The sequence below is a fragment of the Larkinella humicola genome (assembly GCF_008727875.1).
Taxonomy (GTDB): domain Bacteria; phylum Bacteroidota; class Bacteroidia; order Cytophagales; family Spirosomataceae; genus Larkinella; species Larkinella humicola.
Window position 1 is genome coordinate 46515 of record NZ_VTWS01000007.1, and the last position, 21725, is coordinate 68239.

Sequence of the window (21725 nt, forward strand, 5' to 3'; positions counted from 1 at the left end):
CTGACCGACTTCACTACCACACGATTGTACTTTAGCAATAAAAATGCAGGGAATCCGCAACAAACCTCGTCACGAAATGGTACAAAAAAAACGGCGGCTATCCCTAACGTTTATAACCCGGCGGTTTTGGCGTAAAAAGAAAGTCCCGGAATTTTCATGTTCCGATTCAGCCGCTGGCCCGTCAAAAAAAATAATTTGCAACCTAAATTTCTGTCTTGCGACCATTAAAAAACCGGTTTAAACTATCTTCCAGCCCTGTTTTCCAATTTTATACTGCAAACGACTCCCGAATGTCCTCTCTTCAAACCAGTCTATTTTTTTTCATCGTCTTCGGGGTAGCCTCTTTCTCTTTCGTAGAAATAGACGCCCCCCAGGCCCGTCTTCATAGTAGAACTGCGGATGGAAACGATTCCATTTCTGTCGGGAAGCAACTGGCCATGCGCCATTGCGGGAGTTGCCACCTCGTTCCGGAACCGGCGTTGCTGGACAAGAAGACCTGGGTAGCGGGGGTGCTTCCCAACATGGCCATGCGGCTTGGCATCAAATTACCCGGTCAGGATACGCTAAAACCGCTCTCGCCCGAGGAGGAAAAAGCCGTTGGCAGGCTGAACATTTACCCCGAAACCGCCCTGCTTTCGGCAGACGAATGGGCGGAAATTGTGCGGTATTACGAACATCTCGCACCCGCCGAACCGTTGCCGCAAAAACCCTATCAGCCCCTGACCAATCAACTTCCGCTGTTCAAAGCGCGGGAAATTGCACTCGGCGATAAACCGGTTCCGCAAACGACCTTGCTGAAATATGACAAATTTACCAGCCAACTTTACGTAGGCGATGCCCAGAACGCCTTGTATGTGCTCGGCAACCCGCTGCAAGCTGGTGATGCGTTCCTGAACGATACCTGGTGGATCGATACCGCCCCGACGGATATTGACTTTCCTAAAAATGCCGCTCCCCGCCTGCTCACCATTGGGATTTTCAGCCCGTCGGACCAGCACCTTGGACGACTCATGACGCTGGAACGGGCGGCCAAACCCGGCACCTCTCCCATCAATATCCGGGACCTGCCCCGGCCGGTGCAGTTTGCAACCGGCGACCTGAATGCCGACGGCAAAGAGGATGTGATCATCTGCGGTTTTGGCAATAATGCGGGCAAGCTATTCTGGTACGACGGTTTCGAGCCGACCAAAGAACACGTTTTGAAAGCCTTGCCCGGTGCCCGAAAAGTGGAGATTGCGGATTTTAACCGCGATAAAAAGCCCGACATCATGGTTGTGATGGCCCAGGCGCGGGAAGAAGTCGTTATTTTTTACAACCAGGGCAACGGGCGGTTCAAGGAAAAAACCGTGCTGCAGTTTTCGCCCCTGTTCGGTGCCAGCTATTTTGAACTGGCTGATTTTAACCAGGATGGTTTTCAGGATATTCTGCTGACCAATGGCGACAACTGGGATTACTCGTCCGTCAACAAAAATTACCACGGCGTGCGGATTTATCTGAACGATCGGAAAGACAACTTCAAAGAAGCCTGGTTTTATCCGCTCTACGGAGCCAGTAAAGCCATCGCCCGGGATTTTGACCAGGACGGCGACCTCGACATTGCGGCCACGTCGTTCTATTCCAATCTGGCCCAGCCCGAGCAGGGCTTTGTGTATTTGTCCAACGAAGGCCGACTGAACTTCAAACCGTTTACCACGACGGAAGGTGCTCACGGAAAATGGCTCACCATGGAAGCCGCCGATTTCGACAAAGACGGTGATGTTGATCTCGTGTTAGGCTCGTATTTCCACACGGTTGGCGAAATGACCCAGTTGATTTTTAAGGGTATTCTATCGTTTCCGCAACTGCTGGTGCTGGAAAACCGGAAGAGATAAAAACATCAGGCTTCCGCCTTTTGCCCCGTTCCCTAATTGCTTTAACCACCGGATTACGAGTTTGACTTATCAGCCCACTGCTTTAGCTGTGGGTATAACGAAAAGTATCCCTGCCAACCGAACCGTTTTAACGGTTTCGTAATGATTCGGTCTCATGATAATGTACCCACAGCTAAAGCAGTGGGCTAATAAACATCTTCTCCGGCGGTTATTAAATTTAAATCAATTAACGGATGTAGGGGCAAACGGCGGAAGCACTATCAACAGAAAGAGGCAGACCAAACGGTTTGCCTCTTTCTGTAATTATCAGTCAAAATTACTGATTTATTTTCAAGCCGAGCTTTACTTCACATCCCAGAAAAGCTTGGTTTTCAAATTATCCGCTGCTTTTACGGCCGAGTAGTTCACCGCATTGTAAGTAATTTCATTGCCCGGAATCGTCCATTTCACCGGCGGCAGCGTCTGGTTGTTGGCGTTGTCAACCTGGAAGCTCAGAACCGGCAGGTCTAACCGACGCAGATCGGCCCAGTTTTCGTAAGGCTGAACTACGTTGTAGTGCAACCATTTCTGGGTAGCAATCAGGCTCAGTTTCTGGGCGTTGGTCGTTGCTTTCGCCCAGCTTACGCCGTCACCTGCAATGTAGGCGGCAACCGAAGCAGGCGTTGCCGCCGTCGGAATGGTTGAACCCGTGATCCCGGTGGCGTTGGTCAACGACAGAATCTTGTTGTAGAATTCCACCGACTGCGTAATCGCCGTTTCGTATGCGGTTTTGGCTGATGCATCATTGTTCGTCCGCAGGTAATATTCTGCCTTGATCAGGTTCATCTGCGCAGCGTTGATGATCACACCGGGGAAAAACTGGTTGTGGCTTGTGGTATACCGGTTGTAAATCGCCAGTTGGCCAGCATTGTATTGAGCCGTTTGAACGGCTTCGGTCGCCAGGGGATCGATGCCAATAAACTTCCCGGCTGCATTCAGACCCGGTTCAAACAGGATGGGCAAACGCGGGTCTTTGTTGGTGTTCATGTGGTCGATCATTGCCTTGCCCGCGGTGTTTCCGTACCAGCCGTCTGATGCCAAACCGCCCTGAAACCCTTTTGAGTTGATGTCGGTGTTGATGTCGAAAACGTTGATCTGGATGTTCTGCGCGTTGGTTTCCACAATTGGATAGGTGGTTGCGTTGCCCAGAATCTCCGCGATCTCGGTGTTGGAGCGCGTTTTCATGCTTTCCACATCCGATACGCGGTTCAGCAGCCGCAGCCGCAGCGAGTTGGCATAGCGTTTCCAGGCCGCAATGTCACCTTTGTTAATAAAGTCCTGCGTCTGAAACGATTTCTGATACCCGGCATTCAGCGTGATGCCGTTCAACTCGGTGGCAATGCGTTTCAGGTCATCCAGCAGAAAAGCGTAAATCCCTTCTGCCGTATCGAATTTCGCCAGCGAAGACGCGTATTCACCACCATTCGTACTCAGCATCCCGGCTTCCGAGAACGGGATTGCCCCGTGTACATCCACCAGCCGCTGCGTCTGATCATAGACGTAGATCGCAGCCGCCAGCATGAAAATTTTCCGGTCGGCCTGCTGATCGGCGGGTCTGGAAGCGTAGATTTTCTGCAATTCGCGGTACTGCGCGAGCATGTTATAGTAGTTATACCACACGTTTTCGACCCCTGCCGAACCCGGAACGTAAAGACCGGACTGGTTCAGCCGACCAATCGCCTGGGTATACGGATTCAGCGAAAGCCGCAGGGTTGTAAAATAGTGCGTATAGCCCGGCAGAACATACTCCCGGTTGGCGTACAGCACGCCGGTAAATTGTTTTTCAACGGTCGACTCGGCAATTTTGGCCGGATCGGGGTAGGCTTCGGCAAACTCGGATTCCTTACAGGATACGGTTCCCAGTAAAAGCCCGGCTAAAGCAACTATGGCTATTTTTTTCATTTTGAGAATTTCGTTAAGATTAGAAACTGGCGCGAAGCATGACCCCCATGGTCCGGAACGATGGGTTATTCCCGGCGTTGTTGATGTTATCATACCATCTCGTACTGGAATTGGTCTGTTCAGCATCCAGGTCTTTGATGGTCCGGTAGAAGAAGAACAGGTTGCGGCCAAACACCGACAGCGTCAGGTTCTGGGTTCCGATTCGGCGGGTAATGTTGGCCGGAATCCGGTAGCCCAGGGAGATTTCCCGCATTTTGATGTAGGAATTTTCCTTGACAAACAGTTCGTACCGGGCATTGCCGTATTGCGGGCCACCCCAGTTGTAGGTTGCATTGTAATAGGTCGCCTGCGAAACCACGTTGGTGTTGGCTTCCCCGTTGGCCAGTACGCCCTGCATCAGCATCCCATCGTTGTAAACGACTTCGCCTTTGGGGCCGGCAGCGGCTGTAGTCTGCACCCCTTTGCCGTTGGCGTCTTTGTAGTAGCTCAGTCCACCGCGTTCCTTATCCATGGCAGTCAGGCTTTCTTCGGTCAAACCGCGTGAGGTCAACCAGTTGATCCCCGTCGGCATGATGTGACCGCCAAACCGGAAATCAGCCACCAGATCCAGGTTAAATCCTTTGTAGTTCAGGCTATTGATCAAACCACCCGTCAGTTTCGGCATGGCGTTTCCGACCTTGATCCAGTTGGCACCATCCAGTTGGTACAGACCATTCGGACCGACAATACCCTGTCCGTTCGCATTTTTCAGGATTCCGTGGGCATAAATATCCCCCATCGGTTGGCCGACCACCGACCGCAACTGGGCCGCATTGCCATCGTAATCCGCATGGATCAGTTCCGTCGAGTTGTTGGCCAGTTTTTCAACTTTGTTGCTGTTCTTCGCCAGGTTCAGCGTGATGTCCCAGTTGAAAGCATTGTAGCCTAACCCTTTGATCGGCGTCGCGTTCAGGGCCAGTTCCAGCCCCTGGTTCCGCAGCGTACCGATGTTGGCGAGCACCGAACGGGCACCCGAGCTGGCGGCAATCGTCAACGGCAGAATCTGATCGACGATCTGGGCGTTGTAATACGACAGGTCAAATCCGATCCGGTCTTTCAGGAAGCGGGCTTCCAGACCAAATTCAAATTCACGCTTCTGTTCGGGACGGATTTTGTCGTTTCCGTAGGAACTGTTGATCGTCGTGTAAAGAACGGAGCTTCCGCCGGTTTGCTGGAGGCTCAGGTTCCCCTGGCTGTAGGCATTGTTGGCGCTGTAAATCTGCGGGTAGTTCCCCACAATCCCGAACGACGCCCGCAGTTTCCCGTAGCTAACCACCGTAGGCAACTTCAGAAAGTCACTAAACACCAAACCGGAGTTAACAGAAGGATAGGTAAACGCGTTGTTGCCGGTGATCAGCGTAGAAGTCCGGTCCCGGCGGATGGTTCCTTCCACAAAGAAGAAGCCTTTGTAATCAAAATTCAGCGTTCCCAGATAGGCATCCCGAACATAGCGGTCGCGGGTGTTGCTGCCGTTGGGGGTGTTCACCGAGGCCGAAACATCGAAGAAATTTTCCGTGCTCAACCCACCGTTGGTCGAACGGCTGATAAAGGTATTCAACTGCTTGTTGGCCGTATATCCCGCCATGGCCGTCAGGTTCATATCCTGATTCAACTTTTGGGTATAGGTCAGCAGCAGGTCTCCGTAGACGTTGTTGTATAAGTTGTTGGTCATGGAAAACGATCCCGAATACCCAAAGGCCAGCGGAACGGAGCTGCGTTGTTTGTCTTCCAGCCGTTCCGACGTAATGTCGGTTCCGATCCGGCCCCGCAATTTCAGGTTGTCCAGAATGTCGTAGTGCTGCGTCACGGCCGCGATCACGCGGTTGCTATATTCATCGTAGGTGTTGGCACGGGTGCTCCACACGTAATCCCCGATATCCGATTTGAAACCGTTCCGGATGATGTTCTCACTCGGCGTCAGACTCTGGTTGGTTCCGGTTACGAATTTGTAGCCCTGGCTGGTTTGGTATTTATTGAAATACCAGTCGGCGGATTCAAAGCGGTTCATCATACCCGTAAAGTTGTTGATCATACGATCCACTTTATAGGGGCGGTTGTGCGTATACTGGTTGACATAATTCACCATCAAATCTGTCCGGAGCTTTTTGTTGAGGCTAAAGCTCGTGTTCAGGTTCATGATGTTCTTACTGTTCTTCGCGTTGTAGCTGATCATGCCGTTGTCCTGACGGGTGTAGGAAAACCGCAGGTTGGAATTGTCCGTTGCCTTGGAAATCGACAGGTTGATGTTGGAACTGTTGGCGTTCTGGAACAAGTCCGCGTAGCTGTTTTTGGAAGGCGAATACGGCCGGATCACACCGTCGAACGCCATCACCGGCTGTCCGTCAAACTTGGGTCCGAAATTGACCGTGGCATTCAGCAGACCCCGCGTGTCACCCACGCCATCTCCGTTGGTATCGTAGGAGATAAAACCGTTGGCATCCTGGCCGCCGTTTGCGTAGTTCAGCATGTAGCCCGGCCCCCGAACATCCTGATACCGGGGCAGATAAGCAATTTTGTCGACGCTATAACTGGCGTTAAAATCAACGCCTAATCCTTTTTTCCCTTTTCCGGTTTTAGTCGTCACCAACACCACCCCGTTCACGGCTTCCGAACCGTAGAGGGCAGCCGCCGAAGCGCCTTTCAAAATCGAGATGTTTTCAATATCCGCCGGGTTCAAATCCAGCAGACCGTTCCCCCGAATCCGTTGGTCTCCCCAATAATCCGTGTTCCGTACTTCGCCGTTCCGAATGGGAATACCGTCCATCACGATCAAAGGCTGGGTATTGCCGGTAATGGAAGCAAACCCGCGAACGCTGATGCTGACCGCACTGGTGGCACCACCCGGTGTTGCGTTGATGACCACACCCGGCGCTTTTCCGTACAGAGCAGTGGCAAAGTTCGGAGAAGCGGCTTTGACCAGCGCGTCGTTCTTGACCACCGTCGTCGCATACCCCAGCGCCCGTTGTTCTTTCGTAACCCCCAAAGCGGTCACGACCACTTCATTGATCATGGTCGCGTCTTCGGTCAGTGCAAGGTCAACCACCGACCGGTTGGCAATGGCGACTTCCTGCGTTTTGTAACCGATGAAGGAGAAAACCAGCGTTCCGTTTTTACTGGCGGAAAGACTATACTGGCCACTGGCATCCGTCGTAGTCCCTTGAGAAGTGCCTTTCACCACAATGGAAACGCCCGGCAAAGGCTGGCCATCGGTGCTTGCCGTAACCTTCCCCGTAATCGTCTGGGCGAAGACGGGTGAACTTACCATCAAAAGCATGACGATAAGCCTAAGTAGATTTTTTGACATAAAGGAGATGTAGTAAGATGGAAATAGAAGAAATTTAATACAAGATTAATAATTTTTTTAAATATAAAAGCCCGTTATATTAAAAAAAATTATTAAGTCTTTGCGGTATTGGTTTTGCCTGATCCGACAACCAGGTGCTATCGGGCTGATTGTGTTGAAATTGATACGACAACCAATAAAAATAAAGCAAAAAGATGAGTCTGACAAATTATCGCACTTTCGCTTTTGCCCCGTTCCCCTGAAGGGGACTTTTAGCATTTAGAGGAGTGCGTCCAAGTCCTCTAAATGCTAAAAGTCCCCTTCAGGGGAACGGGGCAAAAGCGAAAGTGTAAAAGAATTACCAGACATAATTTCTATAATCAGACAATTCATATGAAGACCAAAAGCCAGGGCGAGGTAGAAAGGAAATCACCAGCTACCACCGGCAATCCCGTTCTTTCTACCTCACCCCGGCTCCCCTGTCTTTCCTCTCGTATCTATATACTCAACTCTTTACGCTCCCCTCAATTATTCAACCGAACAAAACCGCCGTCGATGGGATAATCGCAACCGGTATTGAAACCGGCTTCGTCCGAGCAGAGGTACAAGGCCAGCGCGGCAATTTCCACCGGTTTCGCCATCCGGCCAATGGGCTGAGTAGCCGCCAGTTTGGCAAACATCTCCGCTTCCTGTCCGGGGTAGGTCCGGGCAATAAAACCGTCGACAAACGGCGTATGAACGCGGGCGGGTGATATGCAGTTGCAGCGAATGTTGTGTTTCAGGTAATCCTTGGCCACCGACAGGGTCATCGAAACCACCGCGCCCTTGGTCATCGAATAGGCAAACCGATCCGGAATACCGACCGTAGCAGCAATCGACGCCATGTTTAACACGACGCCCCCGCCATTGGCTTTGAGGTGTGGAATGGTGGCATACAGGCAGTTGTAAGCCCCTTTGACATTAACCGTAAACACCCGGTCAAAATCGGCCTCTGTCGTCGTTTCAACGGTACCGATGTGCGAAATACCGGCGTTGTTAACCAGAATGTTGATGGCTCCACCAGCGGCAATCCGGTTAATCACCTCAACAACCTGCGCCTGATTCGACACATCGACGGCATGCGCGTGCGCCCGCCCTCCATTGGCATTGATCTCCTCGGCCACCTGGCGGGCCAGGTCCGCATTCAACTCCAGAATATGAACCAGGGCACCCGCCTGCGCGAAGGTCTGCGAAATCGCCAGCCCAATTCCACTGGCTCCACCCGTGATGATGGCAACTTTATCCTTTAGACTAAACATAGTTAATTGTGAATGAGTGAATGAGCGAATGAGTGAATGATAAATAGCCGGGTTCTTGACACACTATTCACTCATTCTATCATTCACTCATTCAAAATTAAAGAGAAACGCCCCGCTTCCAGGGGATAAAATCGTCCTGACCCAGTTGCTGGGCTTTGGTTTTGACTTCGCCACTGGCGAGCCGGATCACGTATTCGAGCAGTTCTTCGGCATTTTGCTCGATGGTTTCTTCGCCTTCGATGATCGGGCCGCTGTCGAAGTCGATGACGTCGGGCATGCGCCGGAGCAGGGCGGTATTGGTCGAAATTTTCACTACAGGGCAGATCGGGTTGCCCGTGGGCGTTCCCAAACCGGTCGTAAACAGAATGATGTTGGTGCCGGAACCGGCCATGCCCGTGGTGGCTTCCACGTCGTTGCCGGGCGTACAAAGCAGGTTCAAACCGGGTACAGTGGCGGGTTCGGTGTAATTCAGAACATCAGCAACGGGTGACGTACCCCCTTTCTTGGCCGCTCCCGCTGATTTGATGGCATCCGTAATCAACCCGTCGCGGATGTTTCCCGGCGAGGGGTTCATGTCGAAACCGGAACCAACGGCTTCCGCTTTCGCCGAATAATCCTGCATCAAGTGAATGAATTTCAGGGCTTTTTCGTCAGAAACCGAGCGATTGATCAGCTCCTGTTCCACCCCGTTCAGTTCAGGAAACTCCGCCAGCACGGTTTTAGCCCCCAGGGTTACCAAAATATCCGACAGATGCCCGATGGCCGGGTTGGCCGAAAGGCCCGAAAACCCGTCAGAACCGCCACATTTCAGGCCAATAGTCAGGCTGCTCAAAGGAGCAGGTTGCCGCTCCAGTTTGTTGGCTTCAACCAGTCCCAGGAACGTTTCGCGGATGGCATTGGTCAGCATGGCATATTCGGTGCCGTCCTGCTGTTCAAAAATTAGCATCGGTTTGTTGAATTTCGGATTGCGTTTCCGAACTTCATCGACCAGCATCGAGGTTTGTGTATGCTGGCAACCCAGACTCAACACCGTGACACCGGCCACGTTGGGGTTGTTGATAAAACCGGCAAACAGGCCACACAGGGCTTCGGAATCCTGGCGCGTGCCGCCACAACCCATTTCATGCGTCAGAAACTTGATGCCGTCGATGTTTTTAAAAGGCCGCTTGACAACGGGTTCATCCAGCGTTCGGACCTGCGACGGATCGAGAAAAGCTTCCATTTTATGAACCCGGTCCATATCGCCCACTTTATAGAGCTGCAGCAACTCATGAACCTGCTCCCGGTAAATCTCCGACTGGGCATAGCCCAACTCCCGCTCAAACGCATCTTTCAGAATCAGGATGTTGCGGTTTTCGCAAAAAACGAGCGGCACCACAAGCCAGTAGTTGGCGGTTCCCACCATACCGTCGGCGCGGTGGTAGCCCATGAACGTCCGGTTGTGCCAGGCCGACACGTCGGGTTGTTGCCAGGTGTAGGGCTGTTTTTTGTCGATTCCGTACTGATCGGCGTCGTGTTTGAGATTGAACGTCGTGATGGGTTCGCCCCGTTTGATAGGTTGTGTGGCTTTCCCGACCAGCACGCCGTACATAATCACCGAGTCACCGGTTTGCAGATCTTCGGTTACAAATTTGTGTTTCACCCCGACCCCAACCGGCAGGGTATACGTTTGTCCCTCAAAATCAACCTGTTCGCCCGACTGGAAATTTTGCAGGGCTACAATTACATTATCGGCGGGGTGTACTTTCAGAAGTTTATGCTGCATAGTTATAAGAGTAGGAATAACATCCGGGGCTGATCCATCAGAATACCGGTTTATTTCAAGAGACAAAAGTCTGTGAATTATCACTAATATTGAAATAAAAAAATCAAGATTCTTCCCTATTCATGCAAGTTTCCGGCAATCTCCTTAATCTTTTTGACCGCACCATCCGTTTCAGCCAGTTGACCATTGAGCAGAGCCGGATTCACCAAATCGACGAACTGGGTCCCGAACGTCCCGGGGAACCGTATCTCCTGCCCGGTTTTGTCGATGCCCACGTTCATGTTGAAAGTTCACTGCTCACGCCCGCCCAGTTCGCCCGGTTGGCGGTGGTTCACGGCACCATCGCTACCGTGTCGGACCCGCACGAGATTGGAAACGTCCTGGGTGTCGAAGGGGTGGAGTATATGATTGCCGACGGCAAACGCGTGCCGTTCAAATTCTGTTTTGGTGCTCCCTCCTGCGTACCGGCCACCCTGTTCGAAACTGCTGGTGCTACCATTGGTGTTCGGGACCTCCGGCGGTTGCTGGGGCTGAAAGAAATTGGCTACCTGGCCGAGATGATGAATTTTCCGGGCGTCCTGAACCAGGACCCCGACGTGATGGCAAAGATCGCGCTGGCCAATGCCTTCAACAAGCCCATCGACGGCCACGCCCCCGGTTTGCGGGACGACGACGCCCAACGCTACATCGATGCGGGTATGACCACCGACCACGAGTGTTTTACGTATGAGGAAGGGCTGGACAAAGTGCAGCGGGGGATGGCTATTCTGATTCGCGAGGGAAGTGCGGCCAAAAATTTCGAAGCACTGATTCCGCTGCTCGCCGACTTTCCGGAGAAGATCATGTTCTGCTCCGACGACAAGCATCCCGACAGCCTGGTGGAAGGCCACATCAACCAACTGGTTAAACGGGCGTTGGCAAAAGGACACGATTTATTCAATGTCCTGCGGGCCGCCTGCCTCAATCCGGTGTTGCATTACCGCCTGCCGGTGGGTCTGCTGCGGGAAGGTGATCCGGCCGATTTCATCGCGGTCAGCGACTTGCATGCGTTTCAGATTCTCAAGACGTATAGTAATGGCGTTGTGGTGGCCGAAAATGGAATTTCACTATTGCCGGATTTGCGGAGTGAACACGTTAACCGGTTTACTTGCCTGCCGAAAAAACCGGAGGATTTTGAAGTGAGCGTAGAATCGACCGTTGGTCAGGATCAGCAGCTTCAGGTCATTGAAGCCCTTGATGGGCAGTTAATTACCAATACCCTCCTTCTCACACCAACCCTTCTGAAAAACCGGGTGGTGGCCGATGTGACGCGGGATATTCTGAAAATAACCGTCGTGAACCGCTACCAGGACGCGGCCCCGGCCGTGGCCTTCATCAAAAATTTCGGACTTAAAAAAGGAGCGATTGCTTCTTCCGTCGGGCACGATTCCCACAACATCATTGCCGTGGGCTGCGACGACGACAGCATTTGTCAGGCCGTTAACCGGGTCGTCGAAGCCCGGGGTGGGTTGAGTGCCGTTGCGAATGCGGCCCACCATCACCTTCTTCCCCTCCCCATCGCCGGTTTGATGACCGATACCGACGGCTATGCCGTGGCGGCTACGTACACGGCCATCGACCGCTTTGTCAAGGATGAACTGGGAAGTACGCTGGGTTCACCGTTCATGACCTTGTCCTTCATGGCCTTGCTTGTTATTCCGTCCCTCAAACTCAGTGACCGCGGCTTATTTGACGGACAAAACTTCCGCTTCACTCCCCTTCTGATCCGACGGTCCTAAAACCGTATGCACGCATACTAAAATAAAAAAAATCCTATTTATACAAGTTTTTGTAAAAAAAAGCCCGAACTGTTTTTATTAACAAGTTTTGTTAATAAGTTTACATTCTGTAGAAAGAGTACTTTCTGTTGACCCATCCTAAACCATTACTATGCCTCGCTACCGCACCCCATCCGGTATAGACGAAGAGCAACTCTGGGATCAGTTCCGGAGTGGCGATGAAGTGGCTTTTGCCCGGCTTTATAAGGAATATGTGCAGGTGCTGTATCACTACTGCGCCCACTTCACCGCCGACCGGGCCTTGATCAAAGATTGTATTCACGACCTGTTTGTCGAATTGTGGAAACACCGGCAAACCATCGGTCAGACCACCTCGGTCCGGTTTTATCTGATGGCTTCGATCAAGCGAAAACTGGTTCGCCATTTGAACGCCGAGATGAAATTCAGCAGTCAGGACGATGTAGAAAACGACCGCGAATGGCTCCCCGGCTGTGCGCCGTCCTACGAATCGACGCTGATTTCCTACGAAGAAGACGACCACGTTAATTCCTGCGTGGCCAAAGCCATCGAAAAACTCCCCCGCCGTCAACGCGAAGCCGTTTATCTGCGCTATTACCAGAATTTGAGCAACGAAGAAATTTCGTCGCTGATGCAGATCAACATCCAGTCGGTTTACAACCTGATTTTCGGTGCGTTGACCAATCTAAAAAAATACATTTCGCCCGAAAAAGTGGTTCTGTAACGGACGAACACCACTCCCTCGCGGTTCTAACTATTGCTTGTCGTTTGAAGTTTACCCACTACGGTTACTTACCTTTGTAACCATAACCGGTCTACTTCAAACGACAAATTCTGCATGAACCCGATTACCACACCCCTGCCCGAACGGATGCGCCCCCGCACCCTGGATGACGTCATTGGCCAGCAAAAACTGATTGGCCGGGGAAGCGCCTTACGCCGGGCCGTCGAAGCTAATCGCATTCCGTCGATGATTTTATGGGGACCGCCGGGCGTTGGAAAAACAACCCTCGCCCAGTTGATTGCGGAAGCCACCAAACGCCCTTTTTTTAGTCTGAGCGCCATTAGCGCGGGCGTGAAAGAAGTCCGCGACGTGCTCAGTCGTCCCTCGGGTTTGTTCCCTCCCATCGTTTTCATTGACGAAATTCACCGGTTTAACAAAAACCAGCAAGATGCGCTGCTCGGTGCGGTCGAAAAAGGAACGATTACATTGATTGGGGCTACGACCGAAAACCCGTCGTTCGAGGTCAACTCGGCTTTGTTGTCGCGCTGTCAGGTCTATATTCTGGAATCGCTCGGTGCCGACGAACTAAAGCAACTGATTGATAATGCGTTGCTGAAAGACAGCTACCTGAAAGAGAAAAAGATAACCGTTCAGTCCTACGACGCGCTCATGCGGATTTCGGGCGGTGACGGGCGGAAACTCCTGAACCTGCTGGAACTGGTGGTGACCTCCAGACCCGACAATCAGGAAATGACCATCGATGATGAACTGGTGACGACCGTTGCCCAACATCAGATTGCCCGGTATGATAAATCGGGCGAACAACACTACGACATCATTTCGGCCTTCATCAAATCCCTGCGCGGCAGCGACCCCAACGGCGCGCTGTACTGGATGGCCCGGATGCTGGTGGCGGGTGAAGATCCCGAATTCATTGCCCGCCGGATGTTGATTCTAGCCTCGGAAGACATTGGCAACGCCAACCCGACGGCGATTATCATGGCGACCAACGCCATGCAGGCCGTGAAAATTATCGGCTTTCCCGAATGCCGGATTGTACTCTCGCAGGTGGCGGTTTATTTAGCGACGTCGCCAAAAAGCAACGCCAGTTATGTAGCGATCAATGAAGCCATGGCGCTGGCCGAACGGACGTCCGATCAACCCGTACCCCTGCATCTGCGAAATGCGCCGACAAAACTCATGAAGCAGATTGGTTACGGCAAAAACTACCAGTATGCGCACGATTATGAGGGGAATTTTGTGCAGCAGAACTTCTTACCCGATGAGTTGAAGGGGACGAAATTGTATCAGCCGGGTCAGAATGCGCGGGAAAACGAAATCCGGAAGCAGTTGCAGCGATGGTGGGGTGAGTGGTACGACTATTGATCGGTCAATACCGCTCACCGCTGCCGCCACCGCCAAAATCACCACCGCCAAACCGCATATCATCTTTGGAACCCAGATGCCCCGAAGTGGCCTGAACACTCGCCAGCAGTTCGGCATTGATCAGGAATTGGTTGGGTGAATCTTCATCGGGCCGATCCGTAAAACCGGCCTGGGGTACGCGCAGATACCGAATCAAAAAAACCGCTATCAGAATGAGCGACAATCCGTTGACGGCCAGATAAACTTCCAGCGAAAACAGCGGGTGAAAATACCGCCAGGTGGCCAGGGCCAATCCCCAGCCGATGGCACTCATGATCAGTAACGGGCGTTCTTTCTGACGGAAACCCAGGTAAAATAAGGCAATCGGAACCGCGATGGTCAGCGTCCAGAAAAGGCCCGCCCAGGCAATTTCTGGGGCTTCGGCGGGTCGTCGGTCCATCATCCAGTAGTTCAGTTCACGAACGGCATAGTAGTTACAACTAATCAGTAACAGGCTCAGGGACAGCCACTCCAGCAATATTAAATTATCCCGCCAGTACACCATTTCATCCCGGTCTTCATACAGCCGGGCCAGTACATACAGCCCCGCCGACACGCCCATCAGTACAAACGGCAGGAGTTGTTTCCCGAACGAAAACTCCAGTATGAAGTCGAAAAGGGCTACGGCCAGTATTACAAAAGCCGCTAACGTCAGCAACAGATCGCTATAATACCAGACGCCGAACAGCACCAGAGGCAAGCCGATGACACAATACTGCCAGAGCGGCAAGTTGTCGGGAAACAGACCGATTACTCCTACAATGACGAGGGCCACAGCGGCAATGATCAGGGCATTGTCAGTACCGGCCCGGTAGTGATTGCGGCTGTTGATCAGATGGTTAGCCAGAAAACCAATGGCGACTCCGAAACCGATATTGAAGAAATGATAAAAAAGATTGACTTCAAAGAGTTTTGACAAGAGCGTTGCCAGCAAAAAATACCCGCCACTGACGGCGACAATGGAAAACACGAACAGGCCGATTTCGATGAACCCGTTGGATTCGTGAAAACCGACCGGAAATTTTTCCCGGATCTGCCTCATTTTCGCTTCATCGAACAGGCCCTGGCGTTGCCAGTGGGCCGCCTGTTCGGTGATGTGTTTGTTGCGAACCCAGTTTTCGTTGTAGGCTTTCATCTTGGCAAGGGGTGTGGAGTGAATGCGCAAAGGGTCAGCGTCAAACGTTCCGGCTTTTTGATAGATAAGCCGTAATGCCAATGCCGGTGATGATCCAGTAGAGGTACGTGGCTTCGTCGCGCAGGTGCAAATAATGGAACACCAGGTAGGTTACACCAATGTACCCGTAAAACGTACTCATGAGCAGGAAAAGAAACGAATGTTCTTTTCGGGCATACCAGTCGAACGCAACGCAGGCGACTGCCAGCGCGACGGCAAACAACAGATCCTGTTCTTTAAAATTGAACAGCCCGGCCACCAGCGCAACCAGCAGCAGGTTGCCTGCAAATGTCAAAGTGGTTAGGGTAAAATGCCGTTTGATCCGTTGCCGATCCAGCACCAGTGCCCCCGCCATGAGCACCAGACTCAGCACGATGGCCGAAAGCAAAACCGTCAGGTCTCTCAGGTTGCCCCTGAAGTAAAACTCCAGCGGTCGAACCGTCACCCCAATCCACGAAATCAGGGCGGTGAGTCCCATCGCCAGCACACCCCGGTGGTCGAACAGATACGCCAGCGTCAGAAACAGGATGGCGGGCAAAAAAGTTACCAAACCGTAGCGGGTTCCAAACAGGTTATATTGGTATTGCAAATACCCTTCCAGCGTCAAAAAAAGCAGGCAACCCAGCAACAGGGCATAATCGCCAAACGGCGAACGACTGGGTGAGTGAGCGGTGGTGAGTGGCCCCTTGAAACGAATGGCAAACGCAAAACAGGCCGCGCAAACTACCGCCAGCGCCAGAATCAGCAGGTTGTGGCCGATCTGGTCGATGTATTTGTAAATCAGCCAGCCCGTTCCCGTCGTAAAAAGCAGAATACCGGCATAGAGCAACGACCGTAATTCCCAATGTACCGAAAACAGTTTCTGGTCTTCAACCGATTGGATCACAACGCGTTGTTGCTCGTCAAGCAAGTGCTGATCGGCAAGTTCCTGCAATACCCTTTTCGGGGACATATTAGCGAAAAATAGTGTTACTAGTTATAACAGTAAAGATGGGCAAATGGATTGAAAAAATGGCAACCAGACCGCAACAGATCGAACTTCCACCAAAATACTACCTGGATTATTTCCGCTATCTGACCGGTTTTGTCCGTCGCATGTACGGCCATTTACTGAATGAAGCGGAGCAGGAATTCATTCGCCGGTTTGACGAGCTGACCGAAGATGCGCAGTGCCTCTACGTCCGGTTCAGCAACCGACGGGGAACGTTTTTTCGGGTGCAGAAACTTCAATACAAGGAAATTGATGACCTTCCTGCGGCCGTAGGCGAACTCCTCATCAACGGTTTTATCGAACGGCTCAACCCGCACCACGAAGTGCTGGGCGATGAGGTGCTGAACACCTTTACCAAACCGGAGTTGCTGGAGTTGTTGCCGCTGGAACCGGAAGAAGTCAAACCGCTGGGGAAAGCGAAAAAGGAAAACATTGTCCGGTATGCCCTGCACGAGCTGGATTTTGCCCGGATTGTCGAAAGCCTGACCCGGCTGGAAACGGTGGTAAAACCGCATTTCGACGCGGAGGTGATGATGTTGAAATACCTGTTTTTCGGAAACCGTTCCGGCGACATGACCGAATTTGTGATTCGCGATCTGGGCATGGTGACTTTCGAACGCTACGACGAATCGAAGCTGACGGCCCGCTTTGTGAACCGTAAAGAGGTAGAAGACAAACTGCTGATTTCACTTACGAACGAAGAATTTCACGAACTGCGCGATTCGGTGACGCCACCGGAAGATGTGTTCAACTGGTTTATGAACTGGAACGAAACCCGGCCTGAACTCAGCGAGATTGCCAAACCGGGTTATGCCAAACTGGTGGCCCACGTCGGCGGTTTTCTGGAGCGTCAGAAAATGCCGGAACAGGCCATGCAGGTCTATTCCCTGACCGAACGGGTTCCGGCCCGCGAACGGCGCGCACGGCTGCTGTTCCGGTCGGGGCTGACAGACGAAGCGCTGGCCCTCTGCGACGAAATCGCGCTGAATCCGCAGAACGCCGATGAACGGTATTTTGCCAACGACTTCCGGGAGAAAATTCTGAGTGCCGGGGAGAAAAAGCGCAGCCGAAAAGCCACCACCCGGTTTTTATCCGATGCCGAGAGCGTCGGCATTCCGGCCATTTACCGGCACCACGTCGAAGCCGGGGTCATGAATCACTTTCTGGAAACCGGCTGGGAGGCTTCGTTTACAGAAAATTATCCGTGGCGTGGCCTGTTCGGGCTGGTGTTCTGGGACATCATTTACGACGCCAACGTGCAGGCCATTCACCACCCGCTGCAACGGACGCCTTCGGATTTTTACCTCCCCGATTTTTACGTAAAACGCGAAGAGTTGCTCAAAAAACGCCTGGCCGACCTCAAAACCCGTGACGATTGGAAGAAACACATCGAGACGGTTTTCTTCGAAAAATACGGAATCACGAATGTGCTGGTTGATTGGAATGAGGAACTATTGAGCCTGAATCTCCAGATGGTCGCGTTGCTGGAACCGGCGCAACTGGGTCTGATCATGCTCGAAATCTCGCGCAATCTCCGTGAAAACACCCGCGGTTTTCCCGACCTGCTGGTCTGGAACGAACAGGGGGCGTATGAGTTCGTAGAAGTGAAATCGCCGACCGATCATCTCGGTGCGCAGCAACTGCACTGGCTGGAGTTTTTCCAGCTCATCGGCGTCCGGTCACGGGTGCTTCGGGTGATTTGGACCCAATAGAGTGAAGAGTTAAGAATTAAGAGTTAAAAAAATTGGCATTGAGCAGTTTAAAACAATGGCCCCTGCCTGAAATTCAACGCTTAACTCTTCACTCTTAATTCTGCATTCACAATCTCCCCGCGCGCAGGAATACCGGAAACCGGATTTGCCGTTCGCCGGCGCCCCACACGGTTTTCAGTTGATCGGCCATCCACAGAACCGGATCGTTTCCATGCTGGCGGATGTATTTCTGAACACTCGACCACGTTCGGAGGTAGTTCAGAAAGCGATTCAAATCCCAGCTTCGCCAGATGGTAAAGTCCTGGTGGACCACCTCATCGAACGGAAAGGAAATACGGGCATAGCGGTCATCGACATGTTTTCGGTTTTCGTCCCAATACGGCCCAATGATGACCTCATAGAAATGGTAGAAAACCGGATCGATAACCGGGTCGATTTGCACGCTTCCATATCCCCACTCGGCCAGAACCGCACCCGGTTTTGCGACCCGCCGAACCTCCCGGTGAAACGCGTCGGTATCGAACCAGTGCAAAGCCTGGGCGACGGTTATGATATCGAAAGACCGGTCTGCGAAAGGCGTTTGTTCGGCCGCACAGACGGTATAGGTAATGTTGGGTTTTTGAACAGCTTTTTCCAGTTGCTGCGCGCTAATGTCCGTGGCATCCACGGTGTCAAAATGGGCCGACAACGCGCTGGCAACCTGTCCGTTCCCTGTAGCGCAATCCCATGCTTTCTGACGGTTACCGGTTATGGACAACAGAAAATCATAGAGTTCTGGGGGGTAATCGATCCGGTATTGGGCGTACAGATCAGCGTGGCCGGAAAAGTTGTCAATAATTGCCATAAGGAAATTCAGCTAGTTGGAATCTCATTTTCATGCTTCTTTTCATTCAATTTCAGCGACACCATTAAACTTTTGGTTTTCAGCCTTGTCAAATGAGCAAGATATTTATGGAAAAAGCCGGTGGAGTGTTGGCGTATATTAGCATTGCCGTATAACTTTGTTGGCCCGATCACAGTTTTTAGTCTTAACTCATTAAGCTTTTAATCGAATTTACATGAAAAAAACGTTTGGAATGCTCATTGCGGTTGCCCTGACCGCCCTTATTTCCGTCAGCAAAGCGCAAGCTCAGACCGTAATACCCGACGACGTTAAAGCTTTACTCCAGAAAAACATCTGTCTGGCTTGCCATAATCCGGACACGCGTCTGGTGGGCCCTCCTTATAAAGAGGTTGCAAAGAAGAAATATACCGATGCGCAGATTGTCGAATTGATTTACGAACCCAAGCCGGAACACTGGCCAGGTTACCCCCCGATGGCTGCGTTGAAAAACGTTCCGAAAGACGAAGCACTGAAAATTGCCGCCTGGATCAACTCCCTGGATGGTGGCGCGAAAAAAGCTCCGGCGAAAAAACCGGCTGCCAAGAAAAAGGCGTGATATTCGCTAATACGTAAAAAAATAGTCCTGCCAAAAAAGCAGGACTATTTTTTTACACGGATGAAATTATTTAAAGTTCGCGATTTGTAAATCGCTAATTATGCTTAAACCCCTTCATCAACCGGTGGCTCGTTGTCACTGAAAATCCGTTGCCGGACCGCTTCGTACAACACCACACCCGTGGCCACCGACACGTTCAGCGACTCGACCTGCCCCACCAGCGGAATGCGAGCATGGTGGTCGGCCAGGCGCAACAGTTCATCCGAAATACCATCATCCTCCGAGCCCATAACAATGGCTGTGGGGCCGGACATGTCAATGTCGTACAGGTAGTTATCGGTTTTCTCAGTACAGGCCACGACCTTAATGCCTGACTCTTTCATGTATTTCAACGTCTCCTCGAGATTGACTTCGCGGCAAACCGGCAGGTGACTCAAGGCACCCGACGAGGTTTTCATGGCGTCGGAATTGATGAGTGCAGCCCCACGCGCCGGAATCACAATCCCCTGGGCACCCGCACACTCCGCCGTCCGGGCGATGGCCCCAAAGTTGCGCACGTCCGTAATCCGGTCGAGCACCAGTAATAGCGGCACCTGCCCTTTTTCGTAGACGCCCACAATCACGTTCGAGAGTTTGGCGTAAAAAATCGACGACACAAAGCAGATCGCTCCCTGGTGATTTTTCCGCGTAATGCGTTCCAGTTTCTCAACCGGCACGCGCTGAATGGTCACCCGACGTTCAAACGCGAGTTGCTGAATTTCGGGAAAGCTGCCTTCTTTGACCAGATACAGCCGGTCGATGTCCTTCCCGGAACGCAGAATTTCGGTAACGGATTGAATGCCAAACACCATCTCATCGCTGGAGTACTGTTTGGGCTTTTTGGTATGAAACGTATTTACTCGCGAATTGCTCCGGTTCTCCATGCTTCGACTACGGGATACCAGACGGGTTGATATTCGACATATCGCACCAGTTCATAGTGATCCTCAACAAATTGATTAGGTTTTCGATTAAAGGTAAAGTTAATTTCCGAGACATTCGCACGTTGGTTATATACCCACACCTCCCGGTCGCGGCTGCGCTGAACCCGGTCGGGTGGTCCCAGCACAATGTAGATCATCCCTTTGTCGGTTTTCCAGCCTTCCTTATACGTGGTAAAAAGACGGTTGGCTTCTTCTACGCGCCCATAGTAGGCCCGAATGGCGCCTTTTGCCAGATTCTGGTCACCGGCCATCAGCGTCAGCCAATACCGGTCGAGTGCTTTTTTATAATCCGCAGCCGTATTCAGGCTGTTGATTTCGGTATTGGTGCTGACGTATAAAATGGGTTTGATCAGTTTTTCGGGGCGAGTCATTTTCGGGAAGCGATTATCAGCCACAACCAGCCCCAGACCGAACGCATCGGCGGTATCTTCCACAAAATAATACAGGCCTTCGTCCGGTAGTGAGAACGGCTGGTTCGTCATCACCGTCATGGCCGAGTCGACGCCCATCACTTTGGTCGGCGGACGCGGTGTGGTATTCATCGGCGACTGCGCCGGATCGAAATCGTGCCGATACCGGAATAAATGCAGCGGTTTCGAAACCGCCCCCAATACATCCCGTACCACCACCGTATCGCCGGCATTGACAAAATGGTGCTGCTGCGGCAGGTTGGTTTTCGGATCAAAAAAAGCAAAGCGGTCACTCAGCTTGACGGTTTTAAACCGGATGGGTAAATCGTTCAACACCTTGCGACCCGTACTGATTTCGGTAATTTCAAGCAACATGACTCCGTTGACGGTATTGGCCGGTTTCTTCACATCAAACGCAACCGTCAGCACATCGCCCGCTTCAGGCGTGGCTTCCCGGATCACCGACTCGGCCGTCAGCGGAACGTTACCGTAAGCCAGTCGTTCGCGGCTGTTGTAGTCCGGATAAACGACATAATTCAGCATGAACCGGGACGTAAAATCCTCAACCGTGGCATGTTCACTGCCCTTCCGAACCATCAGGTTCATGTACACCCGAATCGATGACGAATCTTTTCCCAGAAACCGTCCCTTGGTTGAAACCACCCGCCAACTGGTTTCCGTGGGTCTGGCCGGAGCCGAAGCACTAACCGGTGCCGACCTCGGCGCCGACCGATCCGCCGGTCGTTCGGTTTGGCTGGTGCTGCTTTCCGGATTTTTGGTACGCTTGCCGGAAGCACAGGCTCCCAGTAAGGCCGCACAGAGTATGATAATGGCTATTCTCATATGGCTTAAATTCTATTCATACCTAAAACGA

15 protein-coding genes are annotated in these 21725 nt (G+C 52.1%); 6 read left to right on the forward strand and 9 right to left on the reverse strand.

Annotated features, from left to right (window positions below; genetic code table 11):
* The first annotated feature begins 290 nt into the window (after window positions 1-290).
* Entirely contained in the window at window positions 291-1871 is a 1581-nt protein-coding gene (locus F0P93_RS24315; RefSeq protein WP_150880341.1) for an FG-GAP repeat domain-containing protein, read from the forward strand.
* Window positions 1872-2213: 342 nt separating this feature from the next.
* Here F0P93_RS24315 and F0P93_RS24320 read toward each other — a convergent pair whose 3' ends face one another.
* From F0P93_RS24320 to F0P93_RS24335, 4 genes are all read right to left on the reverse strand, one after another.
* Window positions 2214-3812, reverse strand: a complete 1599-nt coding sequence (locus tag F0P93_RS24320) for a SusD/RagB family nutrient-binding outer membrane lipoprotein (protein ID WP_150880342.1) — start codon at window positions 3810-3812, stop codon at window positions 2214-2216.
* Between the two features lie 19 nt (window positions 3813-3831).
* Window positions 3832-7155, reverse strand: a complete 3324-nt coding sequence (locus F0P93_RS24325; RefSeq protein ID WP_150880343.1) for a SusC/RagA family TonB-linked outer membrane protein — start codon at window positions 7153-7155, stop codon at window positions 3832-3834.
* A gap of 503 nt (window positions 7156-7658) precedes the next feature.
* Window positions 7659-8432, reverse strand: coding sequence for an SDR family NAD(P)-dependent oxidoreductase (locus tag F0P93_RS24330; RefSeq protein WP_150880344.1), 774 nt, complete (start codon window positions 8430-8432; stop codon window positions 7659-7661).
* A 97-nt stretch (window positions 8433-8529) separates the two neighbouring features.
* Window positions 8530-10197, reverse strand: coding sequence for a UxaA family hydrolase (locus F0P93_RS24335; RefSeq protein ID WP_150880345.1), 1668 nt, complete (start codon window positions 10195-10197; stop codon window positions 8530-8532).
* A gap of 122 nt (window positions 10198-10319) precedes the next feature.
* Between F0P93_RS24335 and ade the strand changes: the two genes are divergently transcribed.
* From ade to F0P93_RS24350, 3 genes are all read left to right on the forward strand, one after another.
* On the forward strand, window positions 10320-11975 hold the full coding sequence (ade, locus tag F0P93_RS24340; protein WP_150880346.1) for an adenine deaminase: 1656 nt from the start codon (window positions 10320-10322) through the stop codon (window positions 11973-11975).
* 151 nt (window positions 11976-12126) lie between these two features.
* Entirely contained in the window at window positions 12127-12717 is a 591-nt protein-coding gene (locus F0P93_RS24345) for an RNA polymerase sigma factor (protein WP_124873068.1), read from the forward strand.
* 114 nt (window positions 12718-12831) lie between these two features.
* Window positions 12832-14103 (forward strand): replication-associated recombination protein A, encoded by a 1272-nt coding sequence (locus tag F0P93_RS24350; RefSeq protein ID WP_150880347.1) that lies wholly within the window; start codon window positions 12832-12834, stop codon window positions 14101-14103.
* Between the two features lie 4 nt (window positions 14104-14107).
* Here the strand turns inward: F0P93_RS24350 and F0P93_RS24355 are convergent, their stop codons facing one another.
* Together F0P93_RS24355 and F0P93_RS24360 are read right to left on the reverse strand one after the other, a co-directional pair.
* On the reverse strand, window positions 14108-15307 hold the full coding sequence (locus tag F0P93_RS24355; RefSeq protein WP_150880348.1) for a hypothetical protein: 1200 nt from the start codon (window positions 15305-15307) through the stop codon (window positions 14108-14110).
* 10 nt (window positions 15308-15317) lie between these two features.
* Window positions 15318-16268: a DUF2157 domain-containing protein gene (locus tag F0P93_RS24360; protein ID WP_150880349.1), complete on the reverse strand. Its 951-nt coding sequence runs from the start codon at window positions 16266-16268 to the stop codon at window positions 15318-15320.
* Window positions 16269-16327: 59 nt separating this feature from the next.
* Between F0P93_RS24360 and F0P93_RS24365 the strand changes: the two genes are divergently transcribed.
* Window positions 16328-18019, forward strand: a complete 1692-nt coding sequence (locus F0P93_RS24365) for a VRR-NUC domain-containing protein (protein WP_150880350.1) — start codon at window positions 16328-16330, stop codon at window positions 18017-18019.
* Window positions 18020-18125: 106 nt separating this feature from the next.
* Here F0P93_RS24365 and F0P93_RS24370 read toward each other — a convergent pair whose 3' ends face one another.
* The gene (locus F0P93_RS24370) at window positions 18126-18863 is read right to left on the reverse strand and encodes a class I SAM-dependent methyltransferase (RefSeq protein ID WP_150880351.1); all 738 of its coding nucleotides are present in this window, start codon (window positions 18861-18863) and stop codon (window positions 18126-18128) included.
* Between the two features lie 214 nt (window positions 18864-19077).
* On the opposite strand from F0P93_RS24370, the gene F0P93_RS24375 reads away from it, so the two are divergent.
* Window positions 19078-19458 carry a c-type cytochrome gene (locus tag F0P93_RS24375; protein ID WP_150880352.1) on the forward strand — a complete coding sequence of 127 codons (381 nt, stop codon included), beginning with the start codon at window positions 19078-19080 and terminating at the stop codon, window positions 19456-19458.
* Between the two features lie 104 nt (window positions 19459-19562).
* On the opposite strand, the gene rlmB is transcribed toward F0P93_RS24375, so the two are convergent.
* Window positions 19563-20381 (reverse strand): 23S rRNA (guanosine(2251)-2'-O)-methyltransferase RlmB, encoded by an 819-nt coding sequence (rlmB, locus tag F0P93_RS24380; RefSeq protein WP_150880353.1) that lies wholly within the window; start codon window positions 20379-20381, stop codon window positions 19563-19565.
* Window positions 20354-21694 carry a GWxTD domain-containing protein gene (locus tag F0P93_RS24385; RefSeq protein WP_150880354.1) on the reverse strand — a complete coding sequence of 447 codons (1341 nt, stop codon included), beginning with the start codon at window positions 21692-21694 and terminating at the stop codon, window positions 20354-20356. Before F0P93_RS24385 ends, rlmB begins: the two co-directional genes overlap by 28 nt.
* Between the last annotated feature and the right edge of the window lie 31 nt (window positions 21695-21725).